Consider the following 14,971-nt stretch of genomic DNA (forward strand, 5'->3'; position numbering starts at 1 on the left):
GACGGACCCGCCCGGGATGCCGGTCCGGTCGTACGGGTACGAGGAGACGGCCCGGGTCGCGAGGAAACGGGGAACGCATGACCACGGAAGCACGCGACTCCTCCGTACCACCAGGCCCTCCGCCCTCCTTCGGCCCCCGCGCGGGCGCCAGTTGGAGCGCGGGCGTCCCGGGCGGCGTGCCCGGCGCGGGAGGCGTGGGAGGCGCGAACGGCCCGCGGGCGACCGCCGCCGCGCGTGCCGATGGTCCCCTGGGAAACGACCCCGGTGACGAACCGTCCGTCTTCACCCCGCGCGGCCCGTCCGGCGCCCGGGAACCGGCGGGCGGGACGCCCCGGAGCCGTACCGTCCCCGAGGCCGCCGGCCCCGTGACCCCGCCGCCGCCCGCCGCCTCGGCCCGCTTCCCCGACGCCCCGCCCCGCGTGGCACGCCCGCGCACCGGGACCGACGCGCCGCGCCCCGCGCGCGCCGACGCGAGCGGGGGCGGCGCCGTGCCGGCCGACGGGGGGAGTACGCGTACGGAGGGCGCCGGCGACCGTCCCGGCTCGGGTGCCGGCACGGTCGGTCCCGCGACGCCGGACGGCGGCCGGCGGGACGATTCTGTACGGTCCGGCAGCGGCGGTCCCGCCGGTTCCGTGCCGTCGGGTCGCGGCGCCGGACGGGCGGGGGTACCCGCGCGGACCGGCCCCGGGACGGCGGCCCCGCTGCCCACGCAGGACGGACCGGAGACGACGGCCGGACCGCGCCCGGTCCCCCCGGTCGCCGATCCGCACCAGGCCGGCCCGGGTGGCGCGGCGGACGCCGCCGGGACGACTGCTCGGTTTCGGCCGGTCCCGCCTGGCCCCCCGGCCACCGATCCGCACCCGTCCGGCCCCGGACCCGTCTCCGGTATCCCCGCGGACGCTCCCACATGCGATCCCGCGGGCGGCCCCGCGTCCGCGACGCGGCCCACCACCCGCTGGCACCCCCAGCCACCCGTCTCGCACGCCCCCGCCCCCGCCCGGCTCCGGCGGAACACCGCCCGCCCCCATGTCACGTTCGGGGAACCCGACCTGCTCCGTGCGCGCGGGCGGGGGCGGGCCGTCGTCGCCGGTCTCTGCCTCGTGCTGGGCCTCGGGCTCATCGGCGGGGCCGCGGCCGGGAGCTGGCTCGCGGAGGATCATGAGAGCAGCGCCGCGCAGGGGTTCGCCGCGGCCGCGCCCGCGTGGCACAACGTGCCCGTCGACACCCTTTTCCCGCCCGTCGTGACGGGCGCGGGGGAGGGGCCCGGCGGGGCGGACCGGACCTGGACCCGGGTCGCCGTCGCCCCGGACGGCGGATGCGCCGACGGGTTCGACCCGCTGCTGTGGAAGGTCCTCGCCGACGCCGGCTGCCGCCGGCTGCTGCGCGCCACCTACACGGACGCCACCCAGAGCTATGTGACCACCGTCGGGCTGCTGTTCACCAAGGCCGACCCCGCCGGCATGTCCGCGCTCGCCACCCGCTTCCGCACCCAGCACCTCGCCGAACGCCCCGACCTGATGCCCCGCCCCTATGCCGCGAGGAACACCCCCGCGGCCGGCTTCGGCGACGACCAGCGCGCCACCTGGACCATCTCCGTGCGCACCGACGCCCCCGTCGTCGTGTACGCCGTCTCCGGCTGGGCGGACGGCCGGAGCGTGGACACCCCCCAGCCCGCCGCCGACGCCGTACGGGCCGGCGCCACCACCGCGCAGGCCCAGTCCGGTCTCGGCGACGAGGCGCGGGGACTGTCCGGACAGATAGCGCGGCGGCTGCGCCGGGCCGTCGGCTCCGCCGCCCCGAACACCACGAGCGCCTTGCACAGCATGAGCGCCCCGAACAGCGTGAGCGCCCCGAACGTCACGAGCGCCACGAACGCGACGAAGAGATCTTCATGAAGCGTGCCACCGGGGCCGCGGTGAGCGCCCTGCTCGCCGGCGCCCTCACCCTGCTGCCCACCGCCGCCGCCCACGCCGACGGCATCCGCGCCCAGCAGTGGGCCCTGTCCGCCCTCCACCTCGACCAGGCGTGGCACACCACCCGGGGCCAGGGCGTCACCGTCGCCGTCCTCGACACCGGCGTCCAGGAGGACCACCCCGACCTCGTCGGCAATGTGCTGCCCGCCAAGGACATGATCGGCTTCGGCGCCCGGCCCGGCGACCGCATCTGGGGACGGCACGGCACCGCCATGGCCGGGATCATCGCCGGCCACGGCCACGGGCCCGGCGCATCCGACGGCGTCATGGGGGTAGCCCCCGAGGCGAAGATCCTTCCCGTACGGGTGATCCTGGAGGACAGCGACCCCGCCCGCGCCAAGGCCCGCACCACCCGCGGCACCGCCCTCGCCGACGGCATCCGCTGGGCCGCCGACCACGGCGCCGACGTCATCAACCTCTCCCTCGGCGACGACTCCGCCTCCGCCCACCCCGAGCCCGGCGAGGACGAGGCCGTGCAGTACGCCCTGAAGAAGGGCGTGGTCGTGGTCGCCTCCGCGGGCAACGGCGGCGACAAGGGCGACCACGTCTCCTACCCGGCCGCCTATCCCGGTGTCCTCGTCGCCACGGCCGTCGACCGCTACGGCACCCGCGCCGACTTCTCCACCCGCCGCTGGTACGCCGCCCTCAGCGCGCCCGGCGTCGACGTCGTCATCGCCGACCCCGATCACAAGTACTACGAGGGCTGGGGCACCTCGGCCGCCTCCGCCTACGTCTCGGGCGTCGCCGCGCTGATCAAGTCGGCCCACCCGGGGCTGGGCCCGGCCCAGATCAAGTCGCTCCTGGAGCACACCGCCGACGACCCGCCGGCCGGCGGCCGCGACGACTCCCGGGGCTACGGCGCGATCGACCCGGTGGCCGCCCTCGCCGCGGCCGACCGCCTCGAGCCGGAGAAGCTGAGGCCGGCGTCGTACCCCCGCACGTACTTCGGCCCGGGGCCCGACGCTCCCAGGGCGACCGGATCGGCGGCCGACTGGGCGGCGCCCCTCGCGGGCGGCGTCGGCGGGGTGCTGCTGGTCATGGGCGTGATCCTTTGGCGCGGCCGCCGGCAGCCCTTCTGAGCGGGCACCCCTGAAGCCGGCACCCCTGGAGGCGGCCCTGAGGCCGGCACCCCTGAGGCACCCCTGAGGCGCCCCTGACGAGGCGGGCACCGGGCCGCCGCCCGGCCGGCCCGTTTCCCCCGATAGGGTCGGTCACCGTGGCGAACAAGAACATCCCCGACTCCGGCTACTCCGACGACGACGGCTCCGCCGACCCCCGGCTCGGCGTGGCGCTCGCCGCGTGGGCCGAGGACCGCACCGCCGTCGGACCGGTCCTTCAGGCGCTGAAGGGCGCCCGGCTGCTGGTGCCCGTCGTCGCCGTGCTGGGCGAGGTGGAGGAGGACGAGAACGGGCTGCGCCGCGAGAAGACCAGCGACATGGCCGTACCCACCCTCAAGGCCGGCGGCCGCACCGCGCTGCCCGCGTTCACCTCGACCGATTCCCTGGCCCGCTGGGACCCCGAGGCCCGCCCGGTCGCCGTCCCCCTGCACCAGGCGCTCCAGGCCGCCGCGCACGAGAAGGCCGACACGGTCGTGCTGGACCTCGCAGGGCCGGTGCCGTTCGAGCTGACCGGGCCCGCGCTGCTCGCCCTCGCCGAGGGCCGCACCAGTACCGATCCGCTCGCCGACCCGGCCGTGACCGAGGCCGTGCGTACGGCGGTGGCGGCCGAGCCCGCCGTACGCCGTGCCCACCTGGTGCCCGGCCCGGCCGACGGCACCCTCGCCCTCGTCCTCGACCCGGCCGCCTCGCCCGCCGACACCGCGCAGGCGGTCGCCGGGCGGCTCGCCGCCGACGAAACACTGAGGGCCCGCCTGGTGCGCGGCCTCGACCTGGCACTGCTGCCGGCCGGGACGACGCCTCCGGGCGAGCCCCTGTACGTGAAGGAATAGCTCAGGCGTAGAGGGGGCCGGTGTACTTCTCGCCCGGTCCCTGGCCCGGCTCGTCCGGGACGATCGACGCCTCGCGGAAGGCCAGCTGGAGCGACTTCAGACCGTCGCGCAGCGGGGCCGCGTGGAAGGAGCTGATCTCGGTCGCGCCGCCGTCCAGCAGCCCGGCGAGGGCGGTGATCAGCTTGCGGGCCTCGTCCAGGTCCTTGAACGTGTCGCCCTCCTCGCTGAGCCCGAGCTTCACGGCGGCGGCGCTCATCAGGTTGACGGCGACCGTCACGATCACCTCGACGGCGGGGACCTCGGCGATATCGCGGGTCATCGCGTCGAAGTCGGGGTTCTCGGCAGGGGTCTCACTCATGCCCCCCACCCTAAGCGGCCGGTCGCCCTGCCCGTGACGCCCGCCCGATTAGCCCTTGACTTCGCATCCTGCTAATCTGGTGGGCGACCGGCCGGACGTGGGCGCATGCCCATCGCTCGGCCCACAAGTGGAGGCTCCGATCTCCCACCCGCACCGTCCCCCGGGACGGCGGGTCTCCGGTCAGGCGGCCGCCATCGTTCCGTACGGACGATGGAGTCGCCCGATTCGCGCCCCGCGTTCATCGCGGCGGTGTTCCGGTAGTCAGGAGCCCCGCCTGTGATCGTCCGGGGCATTTTTTCTGCCTCGGCGCGGTTGGTCTGACGAACACAGACGTTACGCGGCAGTCCGCCAGGCCGTCGCGTGGTGCTATCGAGGAGGATCCATCAGCGCCGAGCCCCGCATCAACGACCGGATTCGCGTTCCCGAGGTGCGACTTGTCGGTCCCAGTGGCGAGCAGGTCGGCATCGTGCCGCTCGCGAAGGCACTGGAGCTTGCGCAGGAGTACGACCTGGACCTGGTCGAGGTGGCTGCGACCGCCCGTCCGCCCGTGTGCAAGCTCATGGACTACGGGAAGTTCAAGTACGAGTCGGCCATGAAGGCCCGTGAGGCGCGCAAGAACCAGGCGCACACGGTCATCAAGGAGATGAAGCTCCGGCCGAAGATCGACCCGCACGACTATGACACCAAGAAGGGTCACGTCGTCCGGTTCCTCAAGCAGGGCGACAAGGTCAAGATCACGATCATGTTCCGTGGTCGCGAGCAGTCCCGGCCCGAGCTGGGCTACCGACTGCTCCAGCGTCTCGCGGAGGACGTCCAGGACCTCGGGTTCGTCGAGTCGAACCCGAAGCAGGACGGCCGAAACATGATCATGGTTCTCGGTCCGCACAAGAAGAAGACCGAGGCGATGGCCGAGGCCCGTCAGGCGCAGGAGGCCCGCAAGGCCGAGGCCAAGGCGAACCCCGGCAAGTCGCAGAACCCGGCCGAGGCTTCGCCCGAGGTACCTGTCGAGGACGAGGCGTCGTCCGAGGAACCTGCCGAGGCGTGATCCCGGGGAGCCGTACGGCTCCCGAGGATGTAACCCACACAAGAGCGACGCTCCACCGTGCCCGGTTTTCGTGACCGGGCACCGGAGCGCCACCGACGAGGAGAGAACGGCGCTATGCCGAAGAACAAGTCGCACAGCGGTGCCAGCAAGCGCTTCAAGGTCACCGGCTCCGGCAAGGTGCTCCGCGAGCGCGCCGGCAAGCGCCACCTGCTTGAGCACAAGTCGTCCCGCGTGACGCGTCGCCTCACCGGCAACGCCGAGATGGCCCCGGGCGACGCCGCGAAGATCAAGAAGCTTCTCGGCAAGTGACGCCGCGGCGCTCGTCGAGCGCCGTGCGTCTGGACCGGGACCCAATCGTTTCCGGGTCGTGTGAGGACACCCACGACCCCGCTACAAGGAGTTAACAAGTGGCACGCGTCAAGCGGGCAGTCAACGCCCACAAGAAGCGCCGGGCGATCCTGGAGCAGGCTTCCGGCTACCGTGGTCAGCGTTCGCGCCTGTACCGCAAGGCCAAGGAGCAGGTCACCCACTCGCTGGTCTACAACTACAACGACCGCAAGAAGCGCAAGGGCGACTTCCGTCAGCTGTGGATCCAGCGCATCAACGCCGCTGCCCGCGCCAACGGCATGACCTACAACCGCTTCATCCAGGGTCTGAAGGCCGCGAACGTCGAGGTCGACCGCAAGATCCTGGCCGAGCTGGCCGTCAACGACGTGAACGCGTTCGCCGCGCTCGTCGAGGTCGCGCAGAAGGCGCTGCCGTCGGACGTCAACGCGCCCAAGGCCGCGTGACGCTGCGCTGGCTTCAGCCGTCGTAATACCGGGACCCGCAGGCTGTATGGCTTGCGGGTCTCGCTGTTGAGGTTCCCCGGTGCGTTTTCGGCCGCGGGTGCGCCGTGGTTGCTCGCGCAGTTCCCGCGCCCCTTCGGGGCACGACACCAACAAGACTCCCCCGGAAAGCGAAGAAGAGCATGGTCCCCGTCAGCCCCGAGCTGATCTCTCCCCGTTCCGCCCGTGTCGCCGCCGCGCGCCGGCTCGCCAAGCGGAATGTCCGGGGGAAGGACCGGCTGTTCCTCGCGGAGGGGCCGCAGGCCGTGCGGGAGGCGGCGGCGCACCGGGACGGCGGGCAGGCGACGCTGGTCGAGCTGTTCGCCACGGTCGAGGCCGCGGAGCGGTACGCCGACATCGTCGGTGAGGCCCGCGCCGTCGGCGCCCGGGTGCATCTCGCCGCCGAGGACGTCATCGCCGACATCTCCACCACGGTCACCCCGCAGGGGCTCGTCGGCGTCTGCCGGTTCCTGGACACCCCCTTCGAGGACATCCTCGCCGCCCGCCCCCGGCTGGTCGCCGTGCTCGCGCACGTGCGCGACCCGGGCAACGCGGGCACCGTGCTGCGCTGCGCGGACGCCGCGGGCGCCGAGGCCGTCGTCCTCACCGACGCCTCCGTGGACCTGTACAACCCCAAGGCCGTACGCGCCTCCGTCGGCTCCCTCTTCCACCTCCCGGTCGCCGTCGGCGTCCCCGTGGAAGAGGCCATCGAGCGGCTCAAGGGCGCCGGGGTGCGCATCCTCGCCGCCGACGGCGCGGGCGATCGCGACCTGGACGAGGAACTGGACAAGGGCACCATGGGCGGGCCCACCGCCTGGGTGTTCGGCAACGAGGCGTGGGGGCTGCCGGAGGAGACCCGCGAGCTCGCCGACGCCGTCGTGCGGGTGCCCATCCACGGCAAGGCCGAGAGCCTGAACCTGGCCACGGCCGCCGCCGTCTGCCTGTACGCCTCGGCTCGTGCGCAGCGCGCCCGCGGAGGGTGCCGTTCCGTCACCCAGAGCTAGTAGGGTGGCCAGCTCGGGGCCCTGCGCCGTATGAGAGGTGGGGTACGGGGATGAGTGTGGCCGGCACGAGCACCGGGCCGGAAGGACGGGACACACGGGGCGCGCCCGCGTCCTCGTGCGATGCGGGCGGGCTCGATCCCGGCCAGCTCCCCGACGGACTGGTGGTCGCCGACGAGCAGGGCCGCGTCGTCGGGTTCAACGCGGCCGCGGAGCGCATCACCGCCGTACCCGCCGCCGAGGCCCTCGGACAGTCGCTGGAGAAGGCGCTGCCGTTAGAGGACCTGGAGGGGCGCCGCTGGTGGCAGCTCACCGACCCCTACGGCGGCCTCCCCACCCGGACCCGGCAGCCCGAGCGCAATCTGCTGCTGCCCGGCGGCCGCGAGGTGCTCGTCACCGCCCGGTACGTCCGCACCGCGCCCCTCGGCCCCGTGCACCGTCTGATCATCTGCCTGCGGGACACCGAGGCCCGCCGCCGCACCGAGCGCAGCCACGCCGAGCTGATCGCCACCGTCGCCCATGAACTGCGCTCCCCGCTGACCTCCGTCAAGGGTTTCACCGCGACCTTGCTCGCCAAGTGGGAGCGGTTCACCGACGACCAGAAGCGGCTGATGCTGGAGACCGTCGACGCGGACGCCGACCGGGTCACCCGGCTCATCGCCGAGCTGCTGGACATCTCCCGGATCGACTCGGGGCGCCTGGAGGTGCGCAGGCAGCCCGTCGACATAGGGGCCGCCGTCTCCCGCCACATCCAGGCGTACGTCGCCGCCGGGCAGAGCGCCGGCCGCTTCCTGCTGCGCATCGAGCAGCCGCTGCCGGATCTGTGGGCCGACCCCGACAAGATCGACCAGGTGCTCAGCAATCTGCTGGAAAATGCCGTGCGGCACGGCGAGGGAACCGTCAGTATCGACATCACGCCCACGGCGTCTCCCCGCGAGGGCGAGGAGACCGGCACATCGGTCACGGTGAGCGACGAGGGGCCCGGCATCCCGGAGGAGTCCATGAACCGCGTCTTCACCCGCTTCTGGCGGGGCAGCAAGCGCGGCGGCACCGGACTCGGCCTGTACATCGTCAAGGGCATCGTCGAGGCCCACGGCGGCACCATCACGGTCGGCCGTGCCCGCGGCGGCGGCGCCGAGTTCCGATTTACCTTGCCCGTGAGCGCCCCGGCGTATCTCGCCTAGCGGCCCACGGGCTCTTCGTCACCCTCCACCCCGTTAGACTCGGCCTTTGGCACCTTTGTGTCCTGCACACGGCCCTCGCGAGTCGAGTCGGTGACGGGGACCATCCGCCAGCAATCGGAAGCATGGAAGAGATGTCGGCACCCAATAAGTCGTACGACCCTGTCGAGGTCGAGGCGTTGAAACCCGAAGAGATCGAGCGCATGCGGGACGAGGCGCTCGCCGCCTTCGCCGCCGCGGACTCCCTCGACGCGCTCCACGAGGCCAAGGTCGCCCACACCGGCCCCGCGTCCGCGCTCTCGCTCGCCAACCGCGAGATCGGCGCCCTGCCCCCGCACGCCAAGGCCGAGGCCGGCAAGCGCGTCGGCATGGCCCGCGGCGCCGTCAACAAGGGGCTCGCCGCCCGCCAGACCGAGCTGGAGGCCGAGCGCGACGCCCGGGTGCTCGTCGAGGAGGACGTCGACGTCACGCTGCCGTACGACCGCGTCCAGGCCGGCGCCCGGCACCCGCTGACCACGCTGTCGGAGCGCATCGAGGACATCTTCGTGGCCATGGGCTACGAGGTCGCCGAGGGCCCCCAGGCCGAGGCCGAGTGGTTCAACTTCGACGCCCTGAACATCGGCCCGGACCACCCGGCCCGCGGCGAGGCCGACACGTTCTTCGTCGAGGGCCCGGACGGCGGCGCCGAGTCGGGTGTGGTCATGCGCACCCACACCTCGCCCGTGCAGATCCGCTCGCTGCTCGGCCGCGACCTGCCGGTCTACGTGATCTGCCCCGGCCGCGTCTACCGCACCGACGAGCTGGACGCCACGCACACGCCCGTCTTCCACCAGGTCGAGCTGCTCGCCGTGGACGAGGGCCTGACCATGGCCGACCTCAAGGGCACCCTGGACCACATGGTCCAGTCCCTGTTCGGTGAGGGCATGAAGACCCGGCTGCGCCCGAACTTCTTCCCCTTCACCGAGCCGAGCGCCGAGATGGACATGCTCTGCTACGTGTGCAAGGGCGAGTCCGTCGGCAACCCCGACCGCCCCTGCCGCACCTGCTCCAGCGAGGGCTGGATCGAGCTGGGCGGCTGCGGCATGGTCAACCCGCGGGTGCTCACCGCCTGCGGCGTCGACCCGGAGAAGTACAGCGGCTTCGCCTTCGGGTTCGGCATCGAGCGGATGCTGATGTTCCGCCACAATGTGGAAGACATGCGAGACATGGTCGAGGGTGACGTCCGGTTCACCCGGCCCTTCGGGATGGAGATCTGATGCGGGTCCCGCTTTCTTGGCTGCGGGAGTACGTCGACCTGCCGGCCACCGAGACCGGCCGTGACGTCCAGGCCAAGCTCATTTCGGCCGGTCTCGAGGTCGAGACCGTCGAGCAGCTCGGCGCCGACCTCAAGGGCCCCCTGGTCGTGGGCCAGGTGCTGACCATCGAGGAGCTGGAGGGCTTCAAGAAGCCGATCCGCTTCTGCACGGTCGACGTCGGCCAGGCCAACGGCACCGGTGAGCCCCAGGAGATCGTCTGCGGCGCCCGCAACTTCGCGGTCGGCGACAAGGTCGTCGTGGTGCTGCCCGGCGCCACCCTGCCCGGCGGCTTCTCCATCGCCGCCCGCAAGACCTACGGCAGGGTCTCGCACGGCATGATCTGCTCCACCGACGAGCTGGGCATGGGCGACGACGGCACGCACGGCATCATCGTGCTGCCGCCGGAGACCGAGCCGGGCAGGGACGCCATCGAGCTCCTGGAGCTGGTGGACGAGGTCCTGGACATCGCCGTCACCGCCAACCGCGGCGACTGCCTGTCCCTGCGCGGCGTCGCCCGCGAGACCGCCATCGCCTACGGCCTGCCGCTGCGCGACCCCGCCCTGATCGACGTGCCCGCGCCCAACGCGTACGGCTACCCGGTCCAGGTCTCCGACCCGTTCGGCTGCGACCGCTTCACCGCGCGCACCGTCACCGGCCTGCGCCCCGAGGCCCGCTCCCCGCTCTGGCTCACGCGCCGGCTCCAGAAGGTCGGCATGCGCCCGATCTCGCTGGCCGTCGACATCACCAACTACGTGATGATGGAGCTGGGCCAGCCGCTGCACGCCTACGACCGCACCTCGGTCCAGGGCACCATCGGCGTGCGCCGCGCCCAGGAGGGCGAGAAGCTCGTCACCCTGGACGGCGTCGAGCGCACGCTGCACGCCGAGGACCTGGTCATCACCGACGAGCGCGGCCCCATCGGCCTCGCCGGCGTGATGGGCGGCGCCAACACCGAGATCGCCGACCACGGCGAGGACGCGGCGGACGCGACCACCGAGGTCGTCATCGAGGCGGCCCACTTCAACGCGGTCTCCATCGCGCGCACGGCCCGCCGCCACAAGCTGCTGTCCGAGGCGTCCCGCCGCTTCGAGCGCGGGGTGGACCCGGCCGCCGCGGCCGCCGCCGCGCAGCGCACCGTGGACCTGCTGGTGCTGCTCGCGGGCGGCACCGCCGAGGCCGGCGTCACCGAGGTCATCGCGCCCTCCGCACCGCACACCATCACCGTCCCGGCGGACCACCCGGACAAGGTCGCGGGTGTCGCCTACGGCCGCGAGACCGTCGTACGCCGCCTCCAGGAGGTCGGCTGCGACGTCTACGGCCAGGACGAGCTGATCGTCACCGTGCCGTCCTGGCGGCCCGACCTGACGGACCCGAACGACCTCGCCGAAGAGGTCATCCGGCTGGAGGGCTACGAGAACCTGCCCGCCACGCTGCCCAGGCCCCCGGCGGGCCGCGGTCTGACCACCGGCCAGCGGCTGCACCGCCGCATCGGCCGCGCGCTGGCCGGCGCCGGCTATGTCGAGGCGCTGAACTACCCGTTCCTCGGCGAGCAGGTCTTCGACCAGCTCGGCCTGGACGCGGGCGACCCGGTCCGCCGGGTCGTCAAGCTGGTCAACCCGCTCAGCGACGAGGAGCCCGCGCTCCGTACGACGCTGCTGCCGGGCCTGCTGGGCGCGCTGCGGCGCAACACCGGCCGCGGCGGGCACGACCTGGCCCTGTTCGAGACCGGCCTGGTCTTCCACCCGCGCGCGGAGCGGCGGGCCGCCGGACACCTGCCGGTGGACCGGCGTCCCACCGACGAGGAGATCGCGGTCCTGAACGCGGCGCTGCCCGAGCAGCCGCGGCACGCCGCCGTCGTCCTCACCGGCGCCCGTGAGCAGGCCGGCTGGTGGGGCAAGGGCCGCCCGGCCGACTGGGCCGACGCCGTCGAGGCCGCGCGCACCGTGGCCCACGAGGCCGGTGCCGAACTCCTCGTGCGCAAGGGCCAGTACGGCCCCTGGCACCCGGGCCGCTGCGCCGAGCTGCTCGTCGTCGTGGACGGCGCCGAGCGGGTCGTGGGCCACGCGGGCGAACTGCACCCGCGCGTCGTCAAGGCGCTGGGCCTGCCGGAGCGCACCTGCGCGATGGAGCTGGACCTGGACACCCTGGAGGAGGCCGGCGACGGCATCCCGATGGCGCCCGGCATCTCCTCCTTCCCGGTCGCCACGCAGGACGTCGCCCTCGTGGTCGACAAGCCGGTGCCGGCGGCCGAGGTCGAGGCCGCGCTGCGCGCCGGTGCCGGTGAACTGCTGGAGTCCATCCGGCTGTTCGACGTCTACGAGAACGACGGGCAGCTGGGCGAGGGCCGCAAGTCGCTGGCGTACGCGCTGCGCTTCCGCGCCCCCGACCGGACGCTGACGGTGGACGAGGCGTCGGCGGCCCGGGACGCGGCCGTCGCCCTGGCGGGCGAGCGCACCGGAGCCGTGCTGCGCGGCTGACCCGCCTCGGAGCAAGGAGCGCGCCCGGTCACGGAGTTCCGTGGCCGGGCGTGCTGTTGTCCGGGCGCGCTGTTGTCCGGGTGCGCTCTTGTCCGGACACGCGGAGCGCCGGCCTGCCGTCCCCTGATGCATAAATGCACTCCCACCTGCGCTTTCTCACTCGTTCGAGTGGTCATCGGAGGTGATCCAGTCCGCTCGGGCCATGGCGTCGACAGAATCGGACCGGCCTTTCGGGGCCGGTTCGTCCGCTCTGTCAGGGACTCTCCATGGGGGACAGAGGCATGATCCGCATCAAGGCACGGGCACCCACCGCGCGAGGCGCCGTGCTCCCCACACTGTGGGGCGCGCTGGCGGTCGCCTACAAGTTCGGCTGCCCGCTCGCCACCCAGGAGCGGCTCGGCGCCCGCATCGCCGCCAGTGTCGTGTTCTTCGGCGTGGGCATCGGGCTGCTGGTCCATGTGCGGCGCGCCCTGCTGCGGGAGCTGCGGCTCGCCCGGCGGGCGGCCCGGGTCGCACAGGGCGTCGTCCTGCGGCCACCGCCCCCACGGCTCGACGGACTCGGCCTCGCCGCCGCCCAGTTGTCCGCGGACCGGGGCGCGAGCGTCGGCGGCGATCTGTACGAGGCCGTCGCCACCGAGCACGGGGTGCGGGTGGTGATGGGGGACGTGCGCGGGCACGGCCTGGCCGCCCTCGGCACCGTCGCCGCCCTCCTCGGCAGCTTCCGCGAGGCCGCCCATGACGAGGCCCGGCTCGACGGCGTGCTGCGCAGACTGGAGCGGGCGCTCGCCCGGCACCTGCGCGAACGAGCCCGCGCCGAACACCCCTCGACCGGCGGCACCGCGGACCTCGACCACCCCGTCGCCGAGGAGTTCGTCACCGTCCTGCTCCTGGAGATCGGCCCGGACGGCACCCTCGGCGCCCTCAACTGCGGTCATCCCTGGCCCTATCGGCTCACCGGCACCGCCGTCGAACCCCTGACCCGTGCCGAACCGCTGCCCCCGCTGGGCCCGTTCCCGCTCCCGGCGGACCTCGCCCCACGGCGCTGCGCGCCGTTGCGGCCCGCCGAGTCGCTGGTCCTGTTCACCGACGGCGCCGAGGACGCCCGGGACGCCCGGGGCCGGTTCTTCGCCCTGCCCGACGCGCTGCGCACCGCCGTACGGGACCAGCCCGCCTCGCCGCAGCGGGTGTTGCGGGCCCTCTTCACGGCGCTGCTGCGGCACACCGGCGGCGCCCCCACCGACGACGTGGCCCTGCTGGTGCTGCGCAACGAGCGGGGACCGTCGGCCAGGGCGCGGGAGCCGGCCCGCCCGGCCACCACCACGCACGGCTGATGGTTCCCGCCGGACCACCGCTGTAGGAGGGGGAGCCGGTGGCCCGGCGGGCCTCTCGAGGAGGACCACCAGTGAAGCGGCCGGCCACGCTCCGCGACAGCGCGCGCACGCCCCGGATGCGGGCATTCGGTTCACACCCCGTGTGAAGGCAGGGCCAGTACGCTGAACGGCATCAGGCACTCGGGGGTCTTCCCATGCAGCCCAACACTCTCCTTGACGCCATCCTGGACGAGGCGGGGATCTCGCACGCGGGTCTCGCCGCCCATGTGAACCAGGCAGGGCGCCGCCGGGGCCTCGCGCTCCGCTACGAACACACCGCCGTGGCGCGGTGGTTGAAGGGCCAGCGGCCCCGCGGCCAGGTGCCCGACCTGATCTGCGAGGTGCTGGCCGCCCGGCTGCACCGGCCCGTCACCCTGGACGACATCGGCCTCGGTGTGCCCGGCCGGCCCGGCACCGGGTCCGCCGGCACCCTGTCCGGCTTCGTGGAGCGGGCCACCGCCCTGTGGCGCTCGGACGAACAGCAGCGCCCCCATGTGCTGGGCGCCCCGGCCGTCACCGGCACCCCCGCCGTGATGCCGGTCTGGGAATGGGAGAACCCGCCGGAGGACACCGATGTCTCGCGGGGTGGCAGACACCGGGTCACGGCGGCCGACATCGAGACGCTGCGCGCGGCCCGCGCCCACTACGAGCAGATGTACCGCAAGGCCGGCGGTGTCGCGACCCGCGCCCGGATCGTCGGCTTCCTCAACGCCGAGGCGGCGCCCCTGCTGCGCGGCAGCTACACCGACGCCACCGGCCGCCAACTGCACCGCGCCACCGGCGGGTTGGTCGCCGTCGCCGGGATCTGCGCGTACGACTCCGACGCGCACGGACTCGCCCAGCGCTACTTCCACCAGGCGCTGCGGCTGGCAAAGGCCAGCGGGGACCGGGGACTCGGCGCCTACGTCATAGCGCTGCTGGTCAACCAGTCCCTGTTCATGCGGGAGTTCCGGCAGGCGGTGGCCTTCGCGGAGGCCGCGCTGCGCACCGCGGGCCGGCACATCACTCCCGCGCTCGCCTCCGACCTGTACGCGATGCAGGCCAAGGCGTACGCGCACCTGGGCGACGCGGGCAGCGCCCTCGGCTGCATCCGGCGGGCGGAGAGCGCCGCCGAACGCATCCGGCGCGGCCATGAACCCGACGAGACCGGCTATGTGCAGCCGGGCCTGGTCAATGTGCAGGTCGCCGAGGCACTGCTCAGCCTGGGTGAACTCGCCGCCGCCCGGGAGCACGCGGCGGCCGCCGTGGACAACCCCGCGCACGACCGGGGCCGGGTGCACCGACTGGCCATGCTCAGCACCATCGAACTGCGCCAGGGCAACGCGGAGAAGGCCGTGGTCACCGCCGTGCAGATGGCCGAGCAGGCGCGCGGCATGGAGTCCCAGCGGCTGCGCGACCGGCTGCGTGCGGTGCGCGAACATCTGGCGCGCTGCGGCTCACCCGGCACCACCGAGGCCGCCGAACTCATCGACGGGGCGCTGCGCGTGCCCCTGTAG

At 73.6% G+C, this 14,971-nt stretch carries 13 protein-coding genes; 12 read left to right on the plus strand and 1 reads right to left on the minus strand.

The window, feature by feature from the left end; translation table 11 throughout:
• Positions 1–77: 77 nt before the first annotated feature.
• The 3 genes from GHR20_RS36930 (at position 78) to GHR20_RS28840 (ending at position 3,921) form a co-directional block, all read left to right on the plus strand.
• Positions 78–1,895, plus strand: coding sequence for a hypothetical protein (locus GHR20_RS36930; RefSeq protein ID WP_194859017.1), 1,818 nt, complete (start codon positions 78–80; stop codon positions 1,893–1,895).
• The gene (gene mycP / locus GHR20_RS28835) at positions 1,892–3,052 is read left to right on the plus strand and encodes a type VII secretion-associated serine protease mycosin (RefSeq protein WP_153814819.1); all 1,161 of its coding nucleotides are present in this window, start codon (positions 1,892–1,894) and stop codon (positions 3,050–3,052) included. Before GHR20_RS36930 ends, mycP begins: the two co-directional genes overlap by 4 nt.
• A gap of 137 nt (positions 3,053–3,189) precedes the next feature.
• Positions 3,190–3,921: an SseB family protein gene (locus GHR20_RS28840; RefSeq protein ID WP_153814820.1), complete on the plus strand. Its 732-nt coding sequence runs from the start codon at positions 3,190–3,192 to the stop codon at positions 3,919–3,921.
• Between the two features lies 1 nt (position 3,922).
• Here GHR20_RS28840 and GHR20_RS28845 read toward each other — a convergent pair whose 3' ends face one another.
• On the minus strand, positions 3,923–4,279 hold the full coding sequence (locus GHR20_RS28845; protein ID WP_111585240.1) for a DUF1844 domain-containing protein: 357 nt from the start codon (positions 4,277–4,279) through the stop codon (positions 3,923–3,925).
• Positions 4,280–4,661: 382 nt separating this feature from the next.
• Here GHR20_RS28845 and infC point away from each other — a divergent pair, with 382 nt between their 5' ends.
• The 9 genes from infC to GHR20_RS28890 all read left to right on the plus strand — a co-directional run bounded on the left by infC (position 4,662) and on the right by GHR20_RS28890 (position 14,971).
• Positions 4,662–5,324 (plus strand): translation initiation factor IF-3, encoded by a 663-nt coding sequence (gene infC / locus GHR20_RS28850; protein ID WP_181516519.1) that lies wholly within the window; start codon positions 4,662–4,664, stop codon positions 5,322–5,324.
• A 114-nt stretch (positions 5,325–5,438) separates the two neighbouring features.
• Positions 5,439–5,633, plus strand: coding sequence for a 50S ribosomal protein L35 (gene rpmI, locus GHR20_RS28855; RefSeq protein WP_004933563.1), 195 nt, complete (start codon positions 5,439–5,441; stop codon positions 5,631–5,633).
• Between the two features lie 98 nt (positions 5,634–5,731).
• On the plus strand, positions 5,732–6,115 hold the full coding sequence (gene rplT, locus GHR20_RS28860; RefSeq protein WP_037651207.1) for a 50S ribosomal protein L20: 384 nt from the start codon (positions 5,732–5,734) through the stop codon (positions 6,113–6,115).
• A gap of 179 nt (positions 6,116–6,294) precedes the next feature.
• The gene (locus tag GHR20_RS28865) at positions 6,295–7,155 is read left to right on the plus strand and encodes an RNA methyltransferase (RefSeq protein ID WP_111585243.1); all 861 of its coding nucleotides are present in this window, start codon (positions 6,295–6,297) and stop codon (positions 7,153–7,155) included.
• A gap of 50 nt (positions 7,156–7,205) precedes the next feature.
• Positions 7,206–8,336: an ATP-binding protein gene (locus tag GHR20_RS28870; RefSeq protein WP_148027610.1), complete on the plus strand. Its 1,131-nt coding sequence runs from the start codon at positions 7,206–7,208 to the stop codon at positions 8,334–8,336.
• 131 nt (positions 8,337–8,467) lie between these two features.
• Positions 8,468–9,589, plus strand: coding sequence for a phenylalanine--tRNA ligase subunit alpha (gene pheS / locus GHR20_RS28875; protein WP_148027611.1), 1,122 nt, complete (start codon positions 8,468–8,470; stop codon positions 9,587–9,589).
• Positions 9,589–12,105, plus strand: a complete 2,517-nt coding sequence (gene pheT, locus GHR20_RS28880) for a phenylalanine--tRNA ligase subunit beta (RefSeq protein ID WP_153814821.1) — start codon at positions 9,589–9,591, stop codon at positions 12,103–12,105. Before pheS ends, pheT begins: the two co-directional genes overlap by 1 nt.
• Positions 12,106–12,386: 281 nt before the next feature.
• On the plus strand, positions 12,387–13,436 hold the full coding sequence (locus GHR20_RS28885; protein ID WP_153816169.1) for a PP2C family protein-serine/threonine phosphatase: 1,050 nt from the start codon (positions 12,387–12,389) through the stop codon (positions 13,434–13,436).
• A gap of 194 nt (positions 13,437–13,630) precedes the next feature.
• Positions 13,631–14,971 (plus strand): transcriptional regulator, encoded by a 1,341-nt coding sequence (locus GHR20_RS28890; RefSeq protein ID WP_111585248.1) that lies wholly within the window; start codon positions 13,631–13,633, stop codon positions 14,969–14,971.

The organism is Streptomyces sp. SUK 48, assembly GCF_009650765.1.
Taxonomy (GTDB): Bacteria; Actinomycetota; Actinomycetes; order Streptomycetales; family Streptomycetaceae; genus Streptomyces.